Origin of the sequence: Streptomyces sp. NPDC052101 (genome assembly GCF_040680235.1) — a bacterium.
In the GTDB taxonomy this organism is placed as follows: Bacteria; Actinomycetota; Actinomycetes; order Streptomycetales; family Streptomycetaceae; genus Streptomyces.
In genome coordinates, this window is record NZ_JBFAWH010000001.1 from 713,519 (window position 1) to 728,885 (window position 15,367).

Genomic DNA, 15,367 nt, shown 5'->3' on the forward strand with positions numbered 1-15,367 from the left:
CGAGGGCCCGGGGCCGCCGTGATCTCGGCGGCTCCGGGCCCTCGGTGTCTCGGGCGTCGTCACCAGGTGACCGAAAGCTCCTCCAGCCCGTACACGATCGTGTTCTCGCGGAAGCGGACCTCCTGCGGCTCCACGGCCAGGCGCAGCGTGGGAAAGCGGGCGAAGAGGAGGCTCAGGCACACCTCCAGCTCCACGCGGGCCAGCGAGGCGCCGGGGCACAGATGGGCGCCGAAGCCGAAGGCGAGGTGGCCGGAGGCGTTGCGATGGATGTCGAGGCGGCCGGCGCCGGGGTACACCGACTCGTCGTGGTTGGCGGCGGGGATCGCGACGATCACGCCGTCCCCCTTGCGGATGCTCGCCCCGCTCAGCTCGACGTCGTCCACGGCGGCGCGCACCTGGTTGTCCTGCGAGATGGACCAGTAGCGCAGGAGTTCCTCGACGGCGGGCTTGAACAGGGCGGGGTCGGCGCGGAGTTCGGCCAGCTGGTCCGGGTCGCGCAGCAGGCTGAGGACGCTCAGGCTGATCTGGTGGGCCGTGGTCTCGTGCCCGGCGACGAGGAAGAAGCGGGCCATGGCGACGAGTTCCTCGTGGGTCAGCTCGCCGCTCGCCACATACCGGTTGGCCAGCCGGCTGATCAGGTCGTCCCGCGGCTCGGCGGTGCGCTGCGCGGCGAGCCGGTCCAGGAACCGGGACATCGTGAGGAAGGCCGCGTACGTCTCCTCGGGGCTGGCCTCCTGGGACAGGATCACCCGGCTCTGCTCGGTGAAGTCCGCCTCGTCCTCCTCCGGTACGCCGAGCATCCGGGCGATCACCAGGGCGGGCAGCCGTACGGCGAAGTTCGCCACCAGGTCGACCGGGTTGGGGCCCGCCTCCAGCTCGTCCAGCAGCTGTGTCACGAGGAGTTCCACCTCGGGGCGCAGGGCGCGGGTGCGGCGCGCGGTGAACTCGGTCATCGCCATGCGGCGCAGCCGGCCGTGCTCCGGGTCGTCCATCCGGCTGAAGGACATCACGCCGGGCTCGGGCGGCAGCTGGATCCGGATCGGGAAGCCGGGCTGCTGGTCGTCGGCGCTGAAGCGGTCGTCGTTGAGCACCTGGCGCACATCCGCGTGGCGGGTGACCAGCCAGGCTTCGCCGCCGCGGATGCGTACCTTCAGCGGGGGTTCGTCACGCAGATCGGCGTAGTCGTCCGGGGGCGCGTAGGGGCAGGAGCGGGGCATGGGCCATAGGGGGAGTTCTGGCATGTCGGCCTCCGTTTTTCCGGTGCATGAGTGACGGGCACGCGGAGGTCTCGATTCGCGTGCCCGTCGGGTGGGTTGTGCTATTCGCCGTGGGGGGTGGGGTTGCGGCTCAGGAGGTCTCCGCCTTGCGCGGGAGCAGCTGGACCAGGAGGGCCACGACGGCGCAGATGCCCGCCTGGACCAGCAGGCCCGTGCTGAAGGCGTGGGCGTAGGAGTGGGCGGTGACGTGGTGGCCGGCGGCGCCGAAGAAGACGACGCCGATGACCGCGATGCCGACGGCGTTGCCCATCTCCTGGGCGGTGGAGAAGACACCGGAGGCCGCGGCCGCGTGGTGCGGGGCGACGCCCTCCAGGACCAGCGAGGCGAGCGGGGCGACGACGAAGCCCATGCCGAACCCGGCGACGACCATCGCCGGGATGCACCAGGCCACGGCACCGCTGCTGTCCAGCTGCCAGGCGGTCGCGGCCAGCGCGATGTTGCCGACCGCCTGGATCAGCGCGCCGACGGTGAGGACCTGCTTGCCCAGCTTGGCCGCGGCCTTGGGCGACTGTGCGGAGCCCATGAAGAAGCCGAGGCCGAGCGGGATGAACAGCAGACCCGACTGGAGCGCGGACAGGCCGCGGCCCTCCTGCAGATACAGCGCGAGGACCAGGAAGAAGGAGGCCATCGCGGCGAAGAACACCAGCAGCGAGACGACGCCCACGCCGAACGCGCGGTCCTCGAACAGGCTCGGGTGGATCAGCGGCGACTTGTCACGGGCCGCCTTGCGGCGCTGGGTCCACCAGAACGCGGCCAGCAGCGGCACCGCTGCCACCAGGCACTCCCAGGTCCAGGTCGGCCAGCCCTGCTCACGGCCCTGGACCAGCGGCAGCACGATGGCCGTGAGGCCGGCGGTCACCAGGATCACACCGGTCCAGTCGAGGCCGGTGTGGCCCTCGGCCCGGGACTCGGGCACCGTCTTCGGCGTGAGCAGCAGGACCACCGCGCCGATCGGGGCGTTGATCAGGAAGATGGTCCGCCAGTCCCAGCCGAAGAGGTCGGCCTTGATCAGCAGGCCGCCGATCAGCTGGCCGAACACGGCCGAGGCGCCCAGCGTGATGCCGTAGGCGTTGAACGCGGCGACCCGGGCCTTGCCCGCGTAGGCCGTGGTCAGGATGCCGAGGACCTGCGGGATGACCAGGGCGGCCGCGGCGCCCTGCACCGCGCGCGCCACGATCAGCTCGGCCATGTTCGGGGCGATGCCGCAGGCCAGTGAGGCGAGGGTGAACAGGGCCAGGCCGATGGAGAAGACCTTCCGGCGGCCGTAGAGGTCGCCGAGCCGGCCGCCGGTGATGAGCATGGCGGACAGGCCGATGTTGAAGGTGGCGGCGACCAGCTGGATCTCGGCGCTGGTCGCGTGCATGTTCCGCTGGAGCGAGGGGATGGCCACGTTGACGATGAAGAAGTCGACGTTGGTGATGAACAGGCCGGCCAGCACGACCCAGAGCGCACCCCAGGCGGGCTTGCCTTCAGCCTCCTCGATGTCCGGTGGCGAGGCGGCCGAGGCCGCGCTGCCGGTCAGTTCCGCTTCGGTGGTCATGGACGACCCTCCTAGGTCGTTTTGTGCTGGTGGGGGGTGTGCCACAGTGTCCGCGGCGCATGCGACGGACACGGGACGGCGCTCGGTACGACGGTCCTCCGAGCACTGTCCCGCGCCGCGCTGACGCCGCGCTGACGCGGGCCCGGGACGGTCAGCGCACCGTGCCGGCGGCCAGTCGCTGGAGCCGGTGCGCGAAGTGCGCGGTGACGGCCGGGGCGTGGGTGTCGATGTAGAAGTGGCCTCCCTCGTACTCGTGGTGACCGTGGTAGTCGGGGGTGCGGCCGGCCCAGTGGGTCATGGCGTCCGGGGCCTCCTGGAGCGGGTCGCTGCGGCCGCCGTAGGAGGCGAGCGGGCAGCTGACGCCGGCGCCGTCGTCGTCGTAGTCCCCGGCGACCCTGAGGTCGGCGCGCAGGGCGGGCACGACCAGGGCGAGCATCTCGGGGTTGTCGTAGATCTCGGCCGGGAAGGACCCCAACTTCTTGATCCATTCGATGAGTTCGGGCTCCGGCATCCGGCTCTGCTCCTCGGTCGGCTTGAAGAAGCCGACGGGCGACCAGCCGGACATGCCGACCATGACGGGAGCGGGGCCGCCCTCCTCCTCCATGCGGATCGCCAGCCGGAAGGCCAGCTGGGCGCCAAGGCAGTGCCCGAAGAAGGCGAAAGGCCGCTCGTCCAGGTCGTTCAGCACCGCCTCGTGCAGCGCGTCGAGCAGCGGCCAGAAGTTCTCGTACGTCTGCTCCTCGCGGCGGTTGTGGCGGCCGGGCAGGGTGACGGCCTGCGCGGCGATGTCCGGCGGCAGCAGCCGTTCCCAGTCGCGGTAGATGATGGCGCCGCTGCCGGCGTGGGGCAGCAGGAACAGCCGGATCGAGGCGTCGGGCGAGGGCTCCACGGGGTGGAACCAGTGCCCTTCGCTGGACATCTGGCTGCCGAGGGTGCCGGGGGCGGTGGTCACGACTGGGTACTCCCAACGGTGGTGGACGGGCCGAGGGCGCGTACCGCGGGCAGCAGCACCTCGGCGATCTCCTTCAACTGGGGCTCGGGGTCGAGGGATCCGATCCGCACGACCAGGTGCCGGGCACCGGCCCGGACATAGCCGCCGAGCCACTCCGCGCACTTCTCGGCGCTGCCGAAGGCGTAGGCCTGGATGCTGCTCATCTGCTGCAGGGAGCGGCCGTAGTAGTGGCTGATGTAGTGCTCCAGTTCGGCCTTGGCCGCCGCCTCGTTGCTGTTCACGGTGATCGTGGCGTACAGCGCGGGGGTGACCGACCGGCCCGCCTCCTCGGCGAGTTCGTGGATACGGCGGCGGGCGCGGGCGTAGGCGTCGACGTCCGGGAGGAAGGGGAGCCAGCCGTCGTAGCGGGTCGCGGCGCGGGCGAGGACCTTGGCGGTGTCGCTGCCGGCCAGCCAGAGGGGCGGGCCGCCGGGCAGCGCCGGTGCGGGGAGCCGGTCCAGGTGGTCCGCCTGCCAGAACCTCCCGTCGAACTCGGTGGGTTCGCCGTCCTCCCCGGAGCGCCAGGCCGTGCGCCACAGTGCGGTGATCTCGTCCAGGCGGCCGACGCGGCCCTGGAACGAGGCGCCGACCGAGGCGAACTCCTCCTCGGTCTCGGCCATGGGGAAGCCCGAACCGAGGCCGAGGATCAGCCGGTCGGCGGCGACATGGCTGAGGCTCGCGATCATGTTCGCGCCGATGAGGGGGTGGCGCAGGGCGGGGGTGAGGGCGGCGGTGCCGACGGTGATGCGCTGCGTGGCCGCCGCCGCGGCCGACAGCACGACCAGGGGGTCCAGGCGGGGGCGGGCGGTCAGGGAGTCGCCGGCCCACAGGGAGTCGAACCCGAGGGCTTCGGCCCGGCGGGCGAAGTCCAGCAGCGGGGCTGCCGCGTAGGTGCCGTTGATGGCCTGCTCACGGGTGGGCAGGAGGATGCCGATCCGCAGTGATGTCACAGTGTGCTCCCCAGGGGGTCCCTCGCCGGCGCTGTCAGCCGGTCGCGCACCGCGCGGCGCAGGATCTTCCCCGACGGGTTGCGGGGCAGGGCGTCCGCGAAGTGGTAGGTGTTCGGGATCTTGTAGTCGGCGATACGGCCCCGCAGGGAGAGCAGGAGTTCCCGGGGGGTGGCCGTGGTGCCGGGGCGCAGGACCACCACCGCGTGGACGCTCTCGCCCCAGCGGTCGTCGGGCAGGCCGACCACGGCCGCCTCGGCGACCGCCGGGTGCGCGGCGAGGGCCTTCTCGACCTCCGCCGGGTAGATGTTCTGCCCGGCGACGATGATCGTGTCGTTGATGCGGTCGCAGAGGTGGAGGTAGCCGTCCTCGTCGAGGTAGCCGGCGTCGCCCATGTGCAGCCACTCCCCCACCAGGGTGCGGGCGGTGGCCTCGGGCAGGTTCCAGTAGCCGAGCATCCGGGAGGGGGTGCGGACGCAGATCTGGCCGATGGTGCCGGGCGGCACGGGTGCGCCGTCGGGGGCGATCACCTTGACCTCGGTGCCGGGGCAGGGGCGGCCCACCGAGGTCAGCCGGGTGCTGCCGGGGTGGTGGGCGTCCGGCGGGAGGCACACCGCCACGCTGCCGGTCTCGGTGCTGGCGTAGATCTGCGCGAACTCGCAGTCGTAGGTCTCCAGGCACTGCTTGAGCAGCGTCTCGGACATCGGCGCGGCGCCGTAGGCGATCTTGCGGAGCGAACCGAACGCCTCGGGGCCCGCCTCGCGTTCGCCCGCCATCGCCTGGAGCATCGCGGGGGCGGCGAAGGTGGTCGTGACGCGGTGGGCGCGGATGAGCCGTACCGCTTCCTGCGGGTCGAACCGCGGCATGATCACATTGGTGCCGCCCGCGTTGAAGGTGTGCAGGAACCAGCCGATGCCGGCCACCCCGAAGCCCGGCAGCGAGATCAGGGCCACGTCCTCGGGCCGCCAGTCGATCCAGTCGACGCCCTCGGCGCGGCTCGCGTGCGGCAGCGTGAAGAAGCTGCGGTGGGCGAGGACGGCGCCCTTGGGCAGGCCGGTGGTGCCGCTGGTGTAGATCTGGATGACGGCGTCGTCCGGGCCGGTGCCGGGCGCGGGGTCGGTCTCGGGCTGGTCGGCCGCCCAGGCGAGCAGTCCCGCGCCGCGCGCGGGTTCGCCGTCGGCGTCGGTGCCGTCGACCCGGATCACCCGGCGCAGTCCGCGCAGTTGGTGGCGGACGGTGGCGACGGTGTCCCAGAACTCGTCGTCCACGAAGATCAGCGCGGCGCCGGAGTCGCGCAGGATGTGGTCGACCTCGTTCGGGGTGAGCCGCCAGTTGACCGGGACCAGGACCGCGCCGGCCTTGGCGCAGGCGATCATCACGAGGTAGTAGTTCGCGGACTCGCGGCCCAGGTAGGCGATCCGGTCGCCGCGCCGGACGCCGCTGGTGTGCAGGGCGTGTGCGGCGCGGTTGCTGTCGCGGTGGAGCTTGTCGTAGGTGGTGACCCGGCCTTCGCAGACGATCGCGGGATGGTCCGGGCGGCTGCCGGCGTGGGCGCGGGCGGAGTGGTGGAGCGTCCAGCGCTCCCTCGGTATGTCGGTCATCTCGGTTTCCCGTCCCTTGCTGTTCACGCTGCGGGGGCGAGCTGCCCGAAGACGAACCGGGCCAGCGCGCGGACCGTGGGGTGGTCGTGGGTGAGGGAGGCCGGCAGGGGCAGCCGGAACGTCTGCTCCAGCGCGGCCTTGACCTGCTGGGCCATCAGGGAGTCCAGGCCCAGCGAGACGAACTCGCTGTTCGTGTCCAGTTCGTCGCCCTCCTCCAGGTGCAGGGCGGCGGCGACCTTGTCGCGGACCACGGAGGTGACGGCGGTGAGCCGGTCGGCCTCGGGCAGCGCGGCCAGGGCCGCGAGGTCGAGGCCGGTGGCGGTGTCGTCGGGGGTCTGCCGGGCGAGCCGGTCGTAGAACAGGTCGCCGGTGACGCTGCCGGAGACATAGCGGTCCCAGTCGAACTCGCCGACGATCCGCTGGGTGCGCGGGCGCCCCCAGAGCCGGGCGAGGGTGTCCAGGGCGCGGGTCGGGGAGAAGAAGCGGACGCCGCTGCGTTCGATCTCCTGGCTGAGGTGTTCCTCCAGCCGGGCGGACATGCCGACCCGGGCCCAGGCGCCCCAGTTGACCGACAGGCCCGGCACCCCGCGCCGGCCGCGCCACTCGGCGAGCGCGTCGAGGGCGGCGCTGGCGGCGGCGTAGTGGCCCTGGGTGGCGCCGCCGAGGACGGAGGCGATGGAGGAGTAGGTGACGAAGAAGTCCAGCTCGGGGAGGGATTCCTCGGCGGCCTCGTGCAGCAGCCAGCCGCCGTAGGCCTTCGCGGCGAGCTGGGCGTCGACGGACTCCCAGGTCAGCTCGGAGATCAGTTTCTTGTCGTAGGAGCCGGCGGCGTGCACGATCCCGCCGACCGGGTACGGCCCGGCCGCGAGGTGCCGGACCAGGCGCCGGACGTCCTCGGGGCGGGAGACGTCGGCGCGTACGACGTCGATCTCGGCGTCGGCGGCGAGGTCGGCGAGGAGTGCGGAGGCCTCCTCGGTGGCCCGGCCGCTGCGGCTGACCAGGGTCAGGTGCCGAACGCCGAGGGCGGCCAGCTTGCGGGCGGTGACCAGGCCGAGGCCGCCGAGGCCGCCGGTGACCAGGTAGGTGCGGTCGGCGCGCAGTCCTCCCGGGCCCTCCTCGACCGTGTCGGGCTGCTCCTCGGCCGGGTCCTCGGGGAGGGTGACCCAGGCGCGTTGGGCGGGGTCGGTGAGGGCGGTGCGCAGGGCCTCGCCGGTCTCGTCGAGGCGGAAGCCGGGCGCGGTGTCGTCGGAGCCGGTGGCGTGGACGACGGCCGGTGCGGGCACGGTGAGCGTGGAGCGGAAGGTGCCGTCGTGGCGTACGAGCACCTCGTCGCCCGGTGCGAAGCCGGTGCCGCGGGCGGCGGCGAGGACCGTGCCACGGGCCAACTGCCCGAGCAGCGGCGGGGGTTCCTCCTCCCCCTCGGCCGCGCGTTCCGCCCGGCCGGTGTCCAGTGCGGTGCGGGCGTCCTTGGCGGTCAGGCCCACGGAGGTCACCCGGACCTGGACCTCGTCCGGCGCCGGCGCCCGGCCGGTGGCCGGGGCCAGGGCCAGGTCGGAGAGGTCCCCGGAGTCGGACGCGCGCAGCTCGAAATCGCCGCTCCAGGTGAGCGTGGCGTCCCCGGCGAGCAGCCGGCGGACATAGCGGCGGCCGGGCCGGATCGCGACCTGGTACTCGCCGGGCGGCTCGGCCCGCCACTCGTCGGCGAGCGGGGTGAGGCCGCTGCCGGGGGCGAGGTCGACGAGGGTGGCCCGGTACTGCGGGTACTCGGTGAGCAGCACCCGGCCGAAGCCCCACAGGGTGGCGGCGCCGAGGTGGCCGCCGTCGCCGGCCGGGTCGCCGGGCAGCCACTGGGCGCCCTCGGTGACCAGCCAGAGCCGGGGCGGCCGGGCGGCGGCCTCCAACGCGCCGGTCAGAGCGAGGAGTTCACGGTAGTTGTCCTCGCACTCGGCGCGCAGCCGGGCGGCGGACATCGGCTCGGGGCGCTGCCGCCACAGCCGGCAGACGTCGGTGACCGTCGGGTCCTCCAGGGTGGCCTTGAGGTCGGTGAGGTCGGTCAGCCAGGTGACCTTCAGGCCGGGTTCGGCGGCGAGTTCGGCGGCGCGGGCCGCGGACGGGTCGAGCAGGACCACGTGCCGGGCCGGGGCGTGTTCCCTGACCGGCAGGGCGCGGCGCACCCAGTCGGGGCGGTGCAGGAACTGGCGGCGGCCGGCGCGGCCCTCGGGCCGAGCCATGCGCACGCCGAGCAGTTCGGCGACGGGCTCGCCGTTCTCCAGCAGCAGTACGTCGGCCAGCCGCCGGTCCTGCTCGCCGCGCACCCGGGCGAGCAGGCGCAGCAGCTCTCCGCGCGGCTTGCGGAAGTGCCGTACGGCGGCGATCTCGCGCGGTACGAACACCGGGCCCTCGGGGTCGAGGACGACCAGGGCCTGCACGGCGGCCTCCAGCAGCTCGGCCGGGACGTGCTCGACGGCGGTGGCGTCGCGGCCGGTCAGCTCGCCGGTGACCAGCCCGTCTCCGTGCCGGGCGGCGCGCAGCAGCAGCCGCATGCGCGGTCCCTGGGGGCGGCCGACCGAGGCGAGGTCGGTGTAGATGTCCTCGTCGTCTATCTGCTGCCCGGCCGGGGCGAGCGTGGCGGCCAGCTCGGCCAGCTCCGAGACGGGGACGAGGGGTTCGGGGTCGGCGGCGACGACGGCGGTGGCGTGCAGGTTCTCCTCGCCGCCGACGACGGTGAACACCTCGACCTCGGCGCCGCCGCCGTGCCGGGGCCGCCAGCGCGTGGTCAGCGCGGTCACGGTCTCGGCGGGCAGCTCCAGCGGGGCGAGCAGCAACAGGTCCCGGACGGCGGAACGGGCGTGGCCCTGGACGGCGTCCTGCACGGCGAGCAGCAGATCGACGTAGGCGCCGGCGGGCAGGACGGTACGGCCGCCGTCGGCGAGGTCGGCGAGCGCGCCGAGTTCCTCGGCGGTGAACTCCGCGGTGAACTCCCGTACTCCGCTGGCGAACCGCTCCTCGATGCCGAGCAGCGGGTGCCGGGCGCTGCCCTGCGCGGCGGAGCGGCGCGGGGTGACGGAGGGCAGCCAGTAGCGCTTGCGCTGGAAGGCGTACGTCGGCAGGTCCACGCGGGCCGGGGCGGGGTGCCCGGCGTGGTAGTCGGCCCAGGAGACGGTGAGCCCGGTCGTGTAGTAGTCGGCGAGCGCGGTGAGGGTGGTCGTGGTCGTGGTGTCGCGGCGGCGCAGGCTGGCGAGCCACAGGTGGTCCTCGACCGTGACGCCGCGCCGGGCGAGCGCGGTGAGCCCGGCCTGCGGGCCGATCTCGACCATGGCGTGCCGGCCGCGTTTGGCGACGGCCCGGATGCCGTCGAGGAAGCGGACGGGTTCGCCGATGTGCCGTACCCAGTAGTCGGCGTCGCCGATCTCGCGGAACCGGGCGAGGCGGCCGGTGACGTTGGAGATCAGGCTGATCTGCGGCTCGTGGAAGGTGATGCCGTCGAGGGCGGCGCGGAAGTCGTCGTAGACCTCGGCCATCAGCGGGGAGTGGAAGGCGTGCGAGACCTTGAGCCGCTCGACGCGCACGCCGCTGTCCCGCAGGATGCCGGCGACCTCGTCCAGGGCGGCCGTGGGGCCCGAGATCACCGTCTGGTCGGGGGCGTTGACCCCGGCGAGCGCGAGACCGTCACGGCCCTGGATCAGGGGCTCGACGTCCTCGACGGGCGCGGTGGCGGCGGCCATCCCGCCCTCGGTGCGCACGGCCTGCATGAGGCGGGCGCGGGCGGCGACCAGGGTGACGGCGTCGGGCAGGTCGAACAGCCCGGCCACGGCGGCGGCGACGACCTCGCCGATGCTGTGCCCGATGAGGACGTTCGGGCGGGCACCCCAGGCCATCCACTGCCGGGCGAGGGCGTACTCCAGGGTGAACAGGGCGGGCTGGGTGTACTCGGTGCGGTCGATCGCCTCGGGGTCGGCGGCGGTGCCGAGCAGCAGGTCGCGCACGGAGCGGCCGAGGTGGGCGGCGAACAGCTCGTCGCACTCGTCGACATGGGCGCGGAAGACGGGGAAGGCCTCGTACAGGGCGGCGCCCATGCCGGCGTACTGGGAGCCCTGGCCGGTGAAGAGGAACGCGGTCTTGCGGATGCCCGAGGGCCCTTCGTGTTCCTGCTCGGCGGCCCGGTCCAGGAGCCTCGCCAGTGCGGCCCGGTCGGCGACCGGTGCGGCGATGCGGTAAGGGTGGTGGGCGCGGGTCGTGTTGGCGCTGTGGCAGAGTGCCGCCAGGGGCTGATCGTCCACCAACCCCCGGTATTCGGCGGCCAGTTCGCGCAGGGCTGCGGCGTTCTTCGCCGACAGGGTGAACAGCGGTGCCGCGCCCTCGACCGCTTCGCGCGTCTCGCTCTCGGGAGCCTGCTCCAGCACCACCGCTCCGATGGTCCCGGCGAACCCGAAGCTGTTGACGACCGCCCGCCGTACCTCGGCGTGCCAGGGTTCGCGGGCGGTGGGCACGCGCATCGGGTAGAGGTCCCAGGGGATGCGGCCCGAGGGGGTGTCGAGGTTGAGGTGCGGGTAGATCGTGCCGGCGCGCAGCTGGAGCACGGTCTTGATGACGCCGACGATGCCGGAGGCGGGCTCCATGTGGCCGAGGTTGGTCTTCACCGAGCCGACCAGCACCGGGTGGTCCTTGGTGTGGGAGTCCACGAACACATCGCCGATGGCGCCGAACTCGATGGGGTCGCCGAGGGGGGTGCCGGTGCCGTGTGCCTCGACGTACTGGATGTCCCCGGGGGCCAGGTGGGCGGCGGCCAGGGCGCTGCGGATGACCTTCTCCTGCGCGGGTCCGTTGGGCACGGTCAGGCCCGCGCTGTCGCCGTCCTGGCCGACAGCCGTACCGCGCACCAGGGCGAGGACGCGGTCGCCGTCGCGTTCGGCGGCGGACAGCAGCTTGAGGACGACGATGCCGCAGCCCTCGGCGCGTGCGTAGCCGTCGGCGGACTCGTCGAAGGTCTTGCACCGCCCGTCCGGGGCGAGCATCTGGGCGTTGGAGAACATCACCGGGATGCGCGGGTGGTGCAGGGCGTTGACGCCGCCGCACAGCGCGATGTCGGTCTCGCCGGCGCGCAGCGCCTGCACGGCCAGGTGCAGGGCGACCAGGGAGGAGGAGCAGGCGGTGTCGACGCTCATGCTCGGGCCGCGCCAGCCGAGGAAGTACGACAGGCGCCCGGAGAGCGGGAACATGGTGATGCCGGACGCGAGGTGGCCGTCCATCTCCTCGTACGGCAGCGAGTCCAGCTCCAGGGCGTAGTCGATGGAGCTGGCGCCGATGTAGACGCCGCCGTTGCCGCGGCGCAGCGGCGCCGGGTCGATACCGGCGTGTTCCAGGGCCTGCCAGGCGGTCTCCAGCAATAAGCGCTGCTGGGGGTCCATGTAGCGGGCTTCCTTCGGGGAGATGTTGAAGAAGCCCGCGTCGAACAGGTCGATGCGGTCGAGGAACCCGCCGGCCGAGGCGATGATCTTGCCCTTGTCGTCGGGGCCCTCGGGGGTGAACGCCTCGACGTCCCAGCGGTCCCGCGGGATCGGGCCTATTCCGCTGCGGCCCTCCGCCAGGAAGGCGTCGAACTCGTCGGGCGAGCCGCTGCCGCCGGGGAACCGCAGACCGATTCCGACGATCGCGACCGGCTCGGGCGCCTGCTCTGATTCCGTACGCGGCATGGAACGACTCCTCAGTTGCTCGGTTGGCGAATGTCCAGGAGTTCCTGGGTCAGGTGGTCCACGAGATGGGCGATCGTCGGCTCGTTGAAGAGCACGCTGACGTTGATCGACAGATCCAGCAGCCGCTCCAGGCTCTGCCGTATCTCGGTCAGCCGCAGCGAGGTGAGGCCGAGATCGAAATAGCTGACGTCGAGGGGAAGATCCTCGGATTCGTCCATGAGAAGAACGGCCCGGAACTTTCCGAGGACGATCGACTCGATTTCTTCGGCGAGTTCGCTGCGCGGCAGCTCGCGCAGGCGCCGGCTCGTGCTGTCGACAGGTGGCATGCGCCTCATGCAAGCAGCGCAGGCTGACGCCCCACTGACAGACCGGGACCGCCCGATCGGCCGGGCTTTTGGCTGGATCAGTCCGGTGTCAGCGCCGGGTCAGATTCCGCTGTCAGGCTCGGTTTCGCTTCAAGAAATCCACACGCCATATCCGAAAGGCTGAAGATGCTTCGCGAAGCCGCGCAGGAGGAGAGTGCTGAGGCACCTTCCGGATTGAAGAGCTACGACCTCTATATCGCGGGCAAGGACGTCGCGGGCGACGGCTGGGTCTACACCGTCAGCGGACGCTCCCTGCTGGAAGACGTGTTCACCAGCGTGAGCCTGAAGCGCTCCCTCGAACAGGACCCGGAGTCCGAGGCGGCGCGGCACCCCTATGTCGTCGGGCGCTGCGCGATCGCGGACGACTCCGCCATCGACCTGGCCACCCAGGCCGCCGCCGCTGCCGCGCCCGACTGGGCGGCCGTACCGCTGGAGCGGCGGATGCGCCTGGGCACCCGCTTCCGCGAGGAACTGATCAAGCACCAGGACGAGTTCCTGCGCATGCTGGTCGCCGAGTCCCACCCCGTGAAGCTCGCCCGCTGGGAGCTGAGCTGCCTGCTGCAGATCTACGCCCCCGGCTCCCTGCGCTGGTACACGAAGCAGATGCGGGTGGAGAAGGAGTACAACGGCCGCAAGCTGATCCTGCACCGCCAGCCGGACGGCGTGGTCGCCTTCAATCCGCCGCAGAACGCCCCGCTGCCCAGTGCCGCTCTGTGCGTGCTGGCCCTCATGGCCGGCAACGCGGTCGTGGTGCGGGCGCCGCGCAGCATCGCGCTGTCCACGATGTGGCTGCTGCGGGACATCGTCGCCCCGCTGCTGAAGGAGCTGGACGCGCCGCCCGGTGTGCTCAACGCGGTGTGCTCCAACCCGAAGCAGACCATGGACCGCTGGATCGCCGACCCGCTGATCGACGACATCTTCTACATCGGCGGCAGCCAGGAGGGCCTGCGCTTCGAGCAGGCCTGCGTGGCGCACGGCAAGAAGCCGATCCTGGAACTCGCCGGCAACGACGGCATCGTGGTGTGGAAGGACGCCGACGTGAAGTGGGCCGCCGAGGCCATCACGGAGGCGTTCTACGGCTCCGGGCAGATCTGCATGGTGCCCAACTACGTCCTGGTCCACCCGGACATCGCCGAGGCGGTGATCGCCGAGGTGCGCGAGCAGGTCAAGGGCATCCGTCCGGGCCTGCCCGAGGAGGAGGACGTGCTGCTGTCGCCGGTCCGGCGCAGCGAGCGCTTCTTCCGGCTGCTGCGCCAGGCCCTGGACAACGGCGCCGAGCTGGTGACCGGCGGCCACCGCACCGAGGTCGACGGCACGGTCTCCGAGACGGGTGTCTTCCTGCAGCCGACAGTGGTGCGGGTGGACGGCCTGGACCGGGCGCGGACCTACGACGTGGTCCGCGAGGAGACGTTCTTCCCGCTGGTCCCGATCGTGGTCGCCGAGCGCGACAACGACGACGCCCTGCTCGAAGCGTTCCTGCAGTTCGTCAACAGCAACGACTACGGGCTGCGCAACTCCCTGTGGTCCCGCTCGGACCATGTCGTCGAGACCTTCGTCCGGCGCACGGTCAACGGCGGCCTGCTGAAGGTCAACGACTCCCACATCGGCTTCCTGCCGTATCTGCCGAGCCACGGCGGCACCGGCCGCACCGGCGGCGCGTTCGGCGAGGCCAACTACCCGATGCTCAAGACCTCCCACGTCCAGGGAGTCAGCATCGCCCGCGACGTCAGCCCGTACGACGCGGTCTTCGGCGCCTGACCACACCCCGACCTGCGGAGGTTTCCCGTGCGTTCCCTCGATGCCGCCCGGACCGTCTGCGAGCGGTTCCACCCCGGACTGCTCAAGGAGCTGGAGCAGATCCCGTACGCCGAGCGGGAGAAGCCCGGCAGCCCGGTGATCGACCTGTTCCGCATCCACGGCGGGGTCGGCCTGCTCATCCCCGAGGTCTACGGCGGCCACGGCGCCGCCCCGCTGGAGGCGCTGCGGGTGCAGCTGGCGCTCGGCGCGCTGTCGCCGTCGCTGGTCGCGGCGGTGTCCATGCACCACTTCACCGCCGCCATGCTGTACTCGCTCGCCGTCAAGGACGGCCGGCTCACCGCCGCGCAGACCGAGTTGCTGCACCGGATCGTGCCGGAGCAGCAGGTGATGGCCTCCGGCTGGGCCGAGGGCCGTACCGCGCAGAACATCCTCAAGCCGGCCGTGACCGCGCGCCCGGTGGAGGGCGGGTTCCTGCTCTCCGGGGCGAAGAAGCCGTGCAGCCTGTCCCGTTCGATGAGCCTGCTCACCGCGTCCATCGCGATCCACGGCGAGGACGGCGGCGACCCCGAGCTGGCGCTGGCGATCGTGCCCGCCGACGCGCCCGGCATGTCCGTGCACGACTTCTGGGGCAACGACCTGCTGGCCGGCGCGGAGAGCGACGAGGTGCGGCTGGAGGACGTGTTCGTGCCGGCCGAGATGGTCGTGCGGGCCGGCGCCGACGACCCGACCCGCCTGGACGATCTGCAGTCCGCCGGGTTCGTGTGGTTCGAGATGCTGATCTCCGCCGGGTACGCGGGCTCCGCCGCCGCGCTGGTGGAGCAGGTGCTGGAGCGCAAGCGGGGCGGCGCCGAGGAGCGAGCGGCGCTCGCCGTCGACATGGAGGCCGCCCTCGCCCTGCTGGAGGGCGTGGCCACCGGTACCGGCCCCGAGCCCGGCGACGAGGCGTCGGTGGCGCGGGTGCTGGTCGCCCGGTACGCCGTGCAGAACGCGCTGCCGGACATCGTGGGGCGGGCGCTGGAGCTGCTGGGCGGGCTGGACTTCATCAGCAACCCGGCCGGCGCGCAGGCCGCGGCCGCCACCCGGGCGCTGGCCTTTCATCCGCCGTCCCGCGTCGGTGCCGCGGAGCCCTTGCTCGCCTATTTCGGCGGGGGTGCGCTGGTTCTGGCGTAGCGAGTGCCGCACCCCATCGGCGTTA

General features: G+C 72.5%; 9 protein-coding genes. 2 read left to right on the plus strand and 7 right to left on the minus strand.

Going from position 1 to position 15,367, the window contains the following annotated elements; all coding sequences use genetic code 11:
- Window positions 1-59: 59 nt before the first annotated feature.
- The 7 genes from AB0L75_RS03095 to AB0L75_RS03125 form a co-directional block, all read right to left on the minus strand.
- Complete coding sequence (locus AB0L75_RS03095) at window positions 60-1,241, minus strand: cytochrome P450 (RefSeq protein ID WP_365174509.1); 1,182 nt, start codon at window positions 1,239-1,241, stop codon at window positions 60-62.
- 106 nt (window positions 1,242-1,347) lie between these two features.
- Window positions 1,348-2,817, minus strand: a complete 1,470-nt coding sequence (locus tag AB0L75_RS03100) for an MFS transporter (protein WP_365174511.1) — start codon at window positions 2,815-2,817, stop codon at window positions 1,348-1,350.
- A 151-nt stretch (window positions 2,818-2,968) separates the two neighbouring features.
- Window positions 2,969-3,736 (minus strand): thioesterase domain-containing protein, encoded by a 768-nt coding sequence (locus AB0L75_RS03105; RefSeq protein WP_365174882.1) that lies wholly within the window; start codon window positions 3,734-3,736, stop codon window positions 2,969-2,971.
- 29 nt (window positions 3,737-3,765) lie between these two features.
- Entirely contained in the window at window positions 3,766-4,758 is a 993-nt protein-coding gene (locus AB0L75_RS03110; RefSeq protein ID WP_365174514.1) for an LLM class flavin-dependent oxidoreductase, read from the minus strand.
- Window positions 4,755-6,356, minus strand: coding sequence for a fatty acid--CoA ligase (locus AB0L75_RS03115; protein WP_365174516.1), 1,602 nt, complete (start codon window positions 6,354-6,356; stop codon window positions 4,755-4,757). Before AB0L75_RS03115 ends, AB0L75_RS03110 begins: the two co-directional genes overlap by 4 nt.
- Window positions 6,357-6,379: 23 nt before the next feature.
- Window positions 6,380-12,049, minus strand: a complete 5,670-nt coding sequence (locus AB0L75_RS03120; RefSeq protein ID WP_365174519.1) for an SDR family oxidoreductase — start codon at window positions 12,047-12,049, stop codon at window positions 6,380-6,382.
- Between the two features lie 11 nt (window positions 12,050-12,060).
- The gene (locus AB0L75_RS03125) at window positions 12,061-12,375 is read right to left on the minus strand and encodes an acyl carrier protein (RefSeq protein ID WP_365174522.1); all 315 of its coding nucleotides are present in this window, start codon (window positions 12,373-12,375) and stop codon (window positions 12,061-12,063) included.
- A 165-nt stretch (window positions 12,376-12,540) separates the two neighbouring features.
- Here AB0L75_RS03125 and AB0L75_RS03130 point away from each other — a divergent pair, with 165 nt between their 5' ends.
- Together AB0L75_RS03130 and AB0L75_RS03135 are read left to right on the plus strand one after the other, a co-directional pair.
- Window positions 12,541-14,172: an aldehyde dehydrogenase family protein gene (locus AB0L75_RS03130; protein WP_365174525.1), complete on the plus strand. Its 1,632-nt coding sequence runs from the start codon at window positions 12,541-12,543 to the stop codon at window positions 14,170-14,172.
- 27 nt (window positions 14,173-14,199) lie between these two features.
- The gene (locus AB0L75_RS03135; RefSeq protein ID WP_365174528.1) at window positions 14,200-15,342 is read left to right on the plus strand and encodes an acyl-CoA dehydrogenase family protein; all 1,143 of its coding nucleotides are present in this window, start codon (window positions 14,200-14,202) and stop codon (window positions 15,340-15,342) included.
- Window positions 15,343-15,367 lie beyond the last annotated feature (25 nt).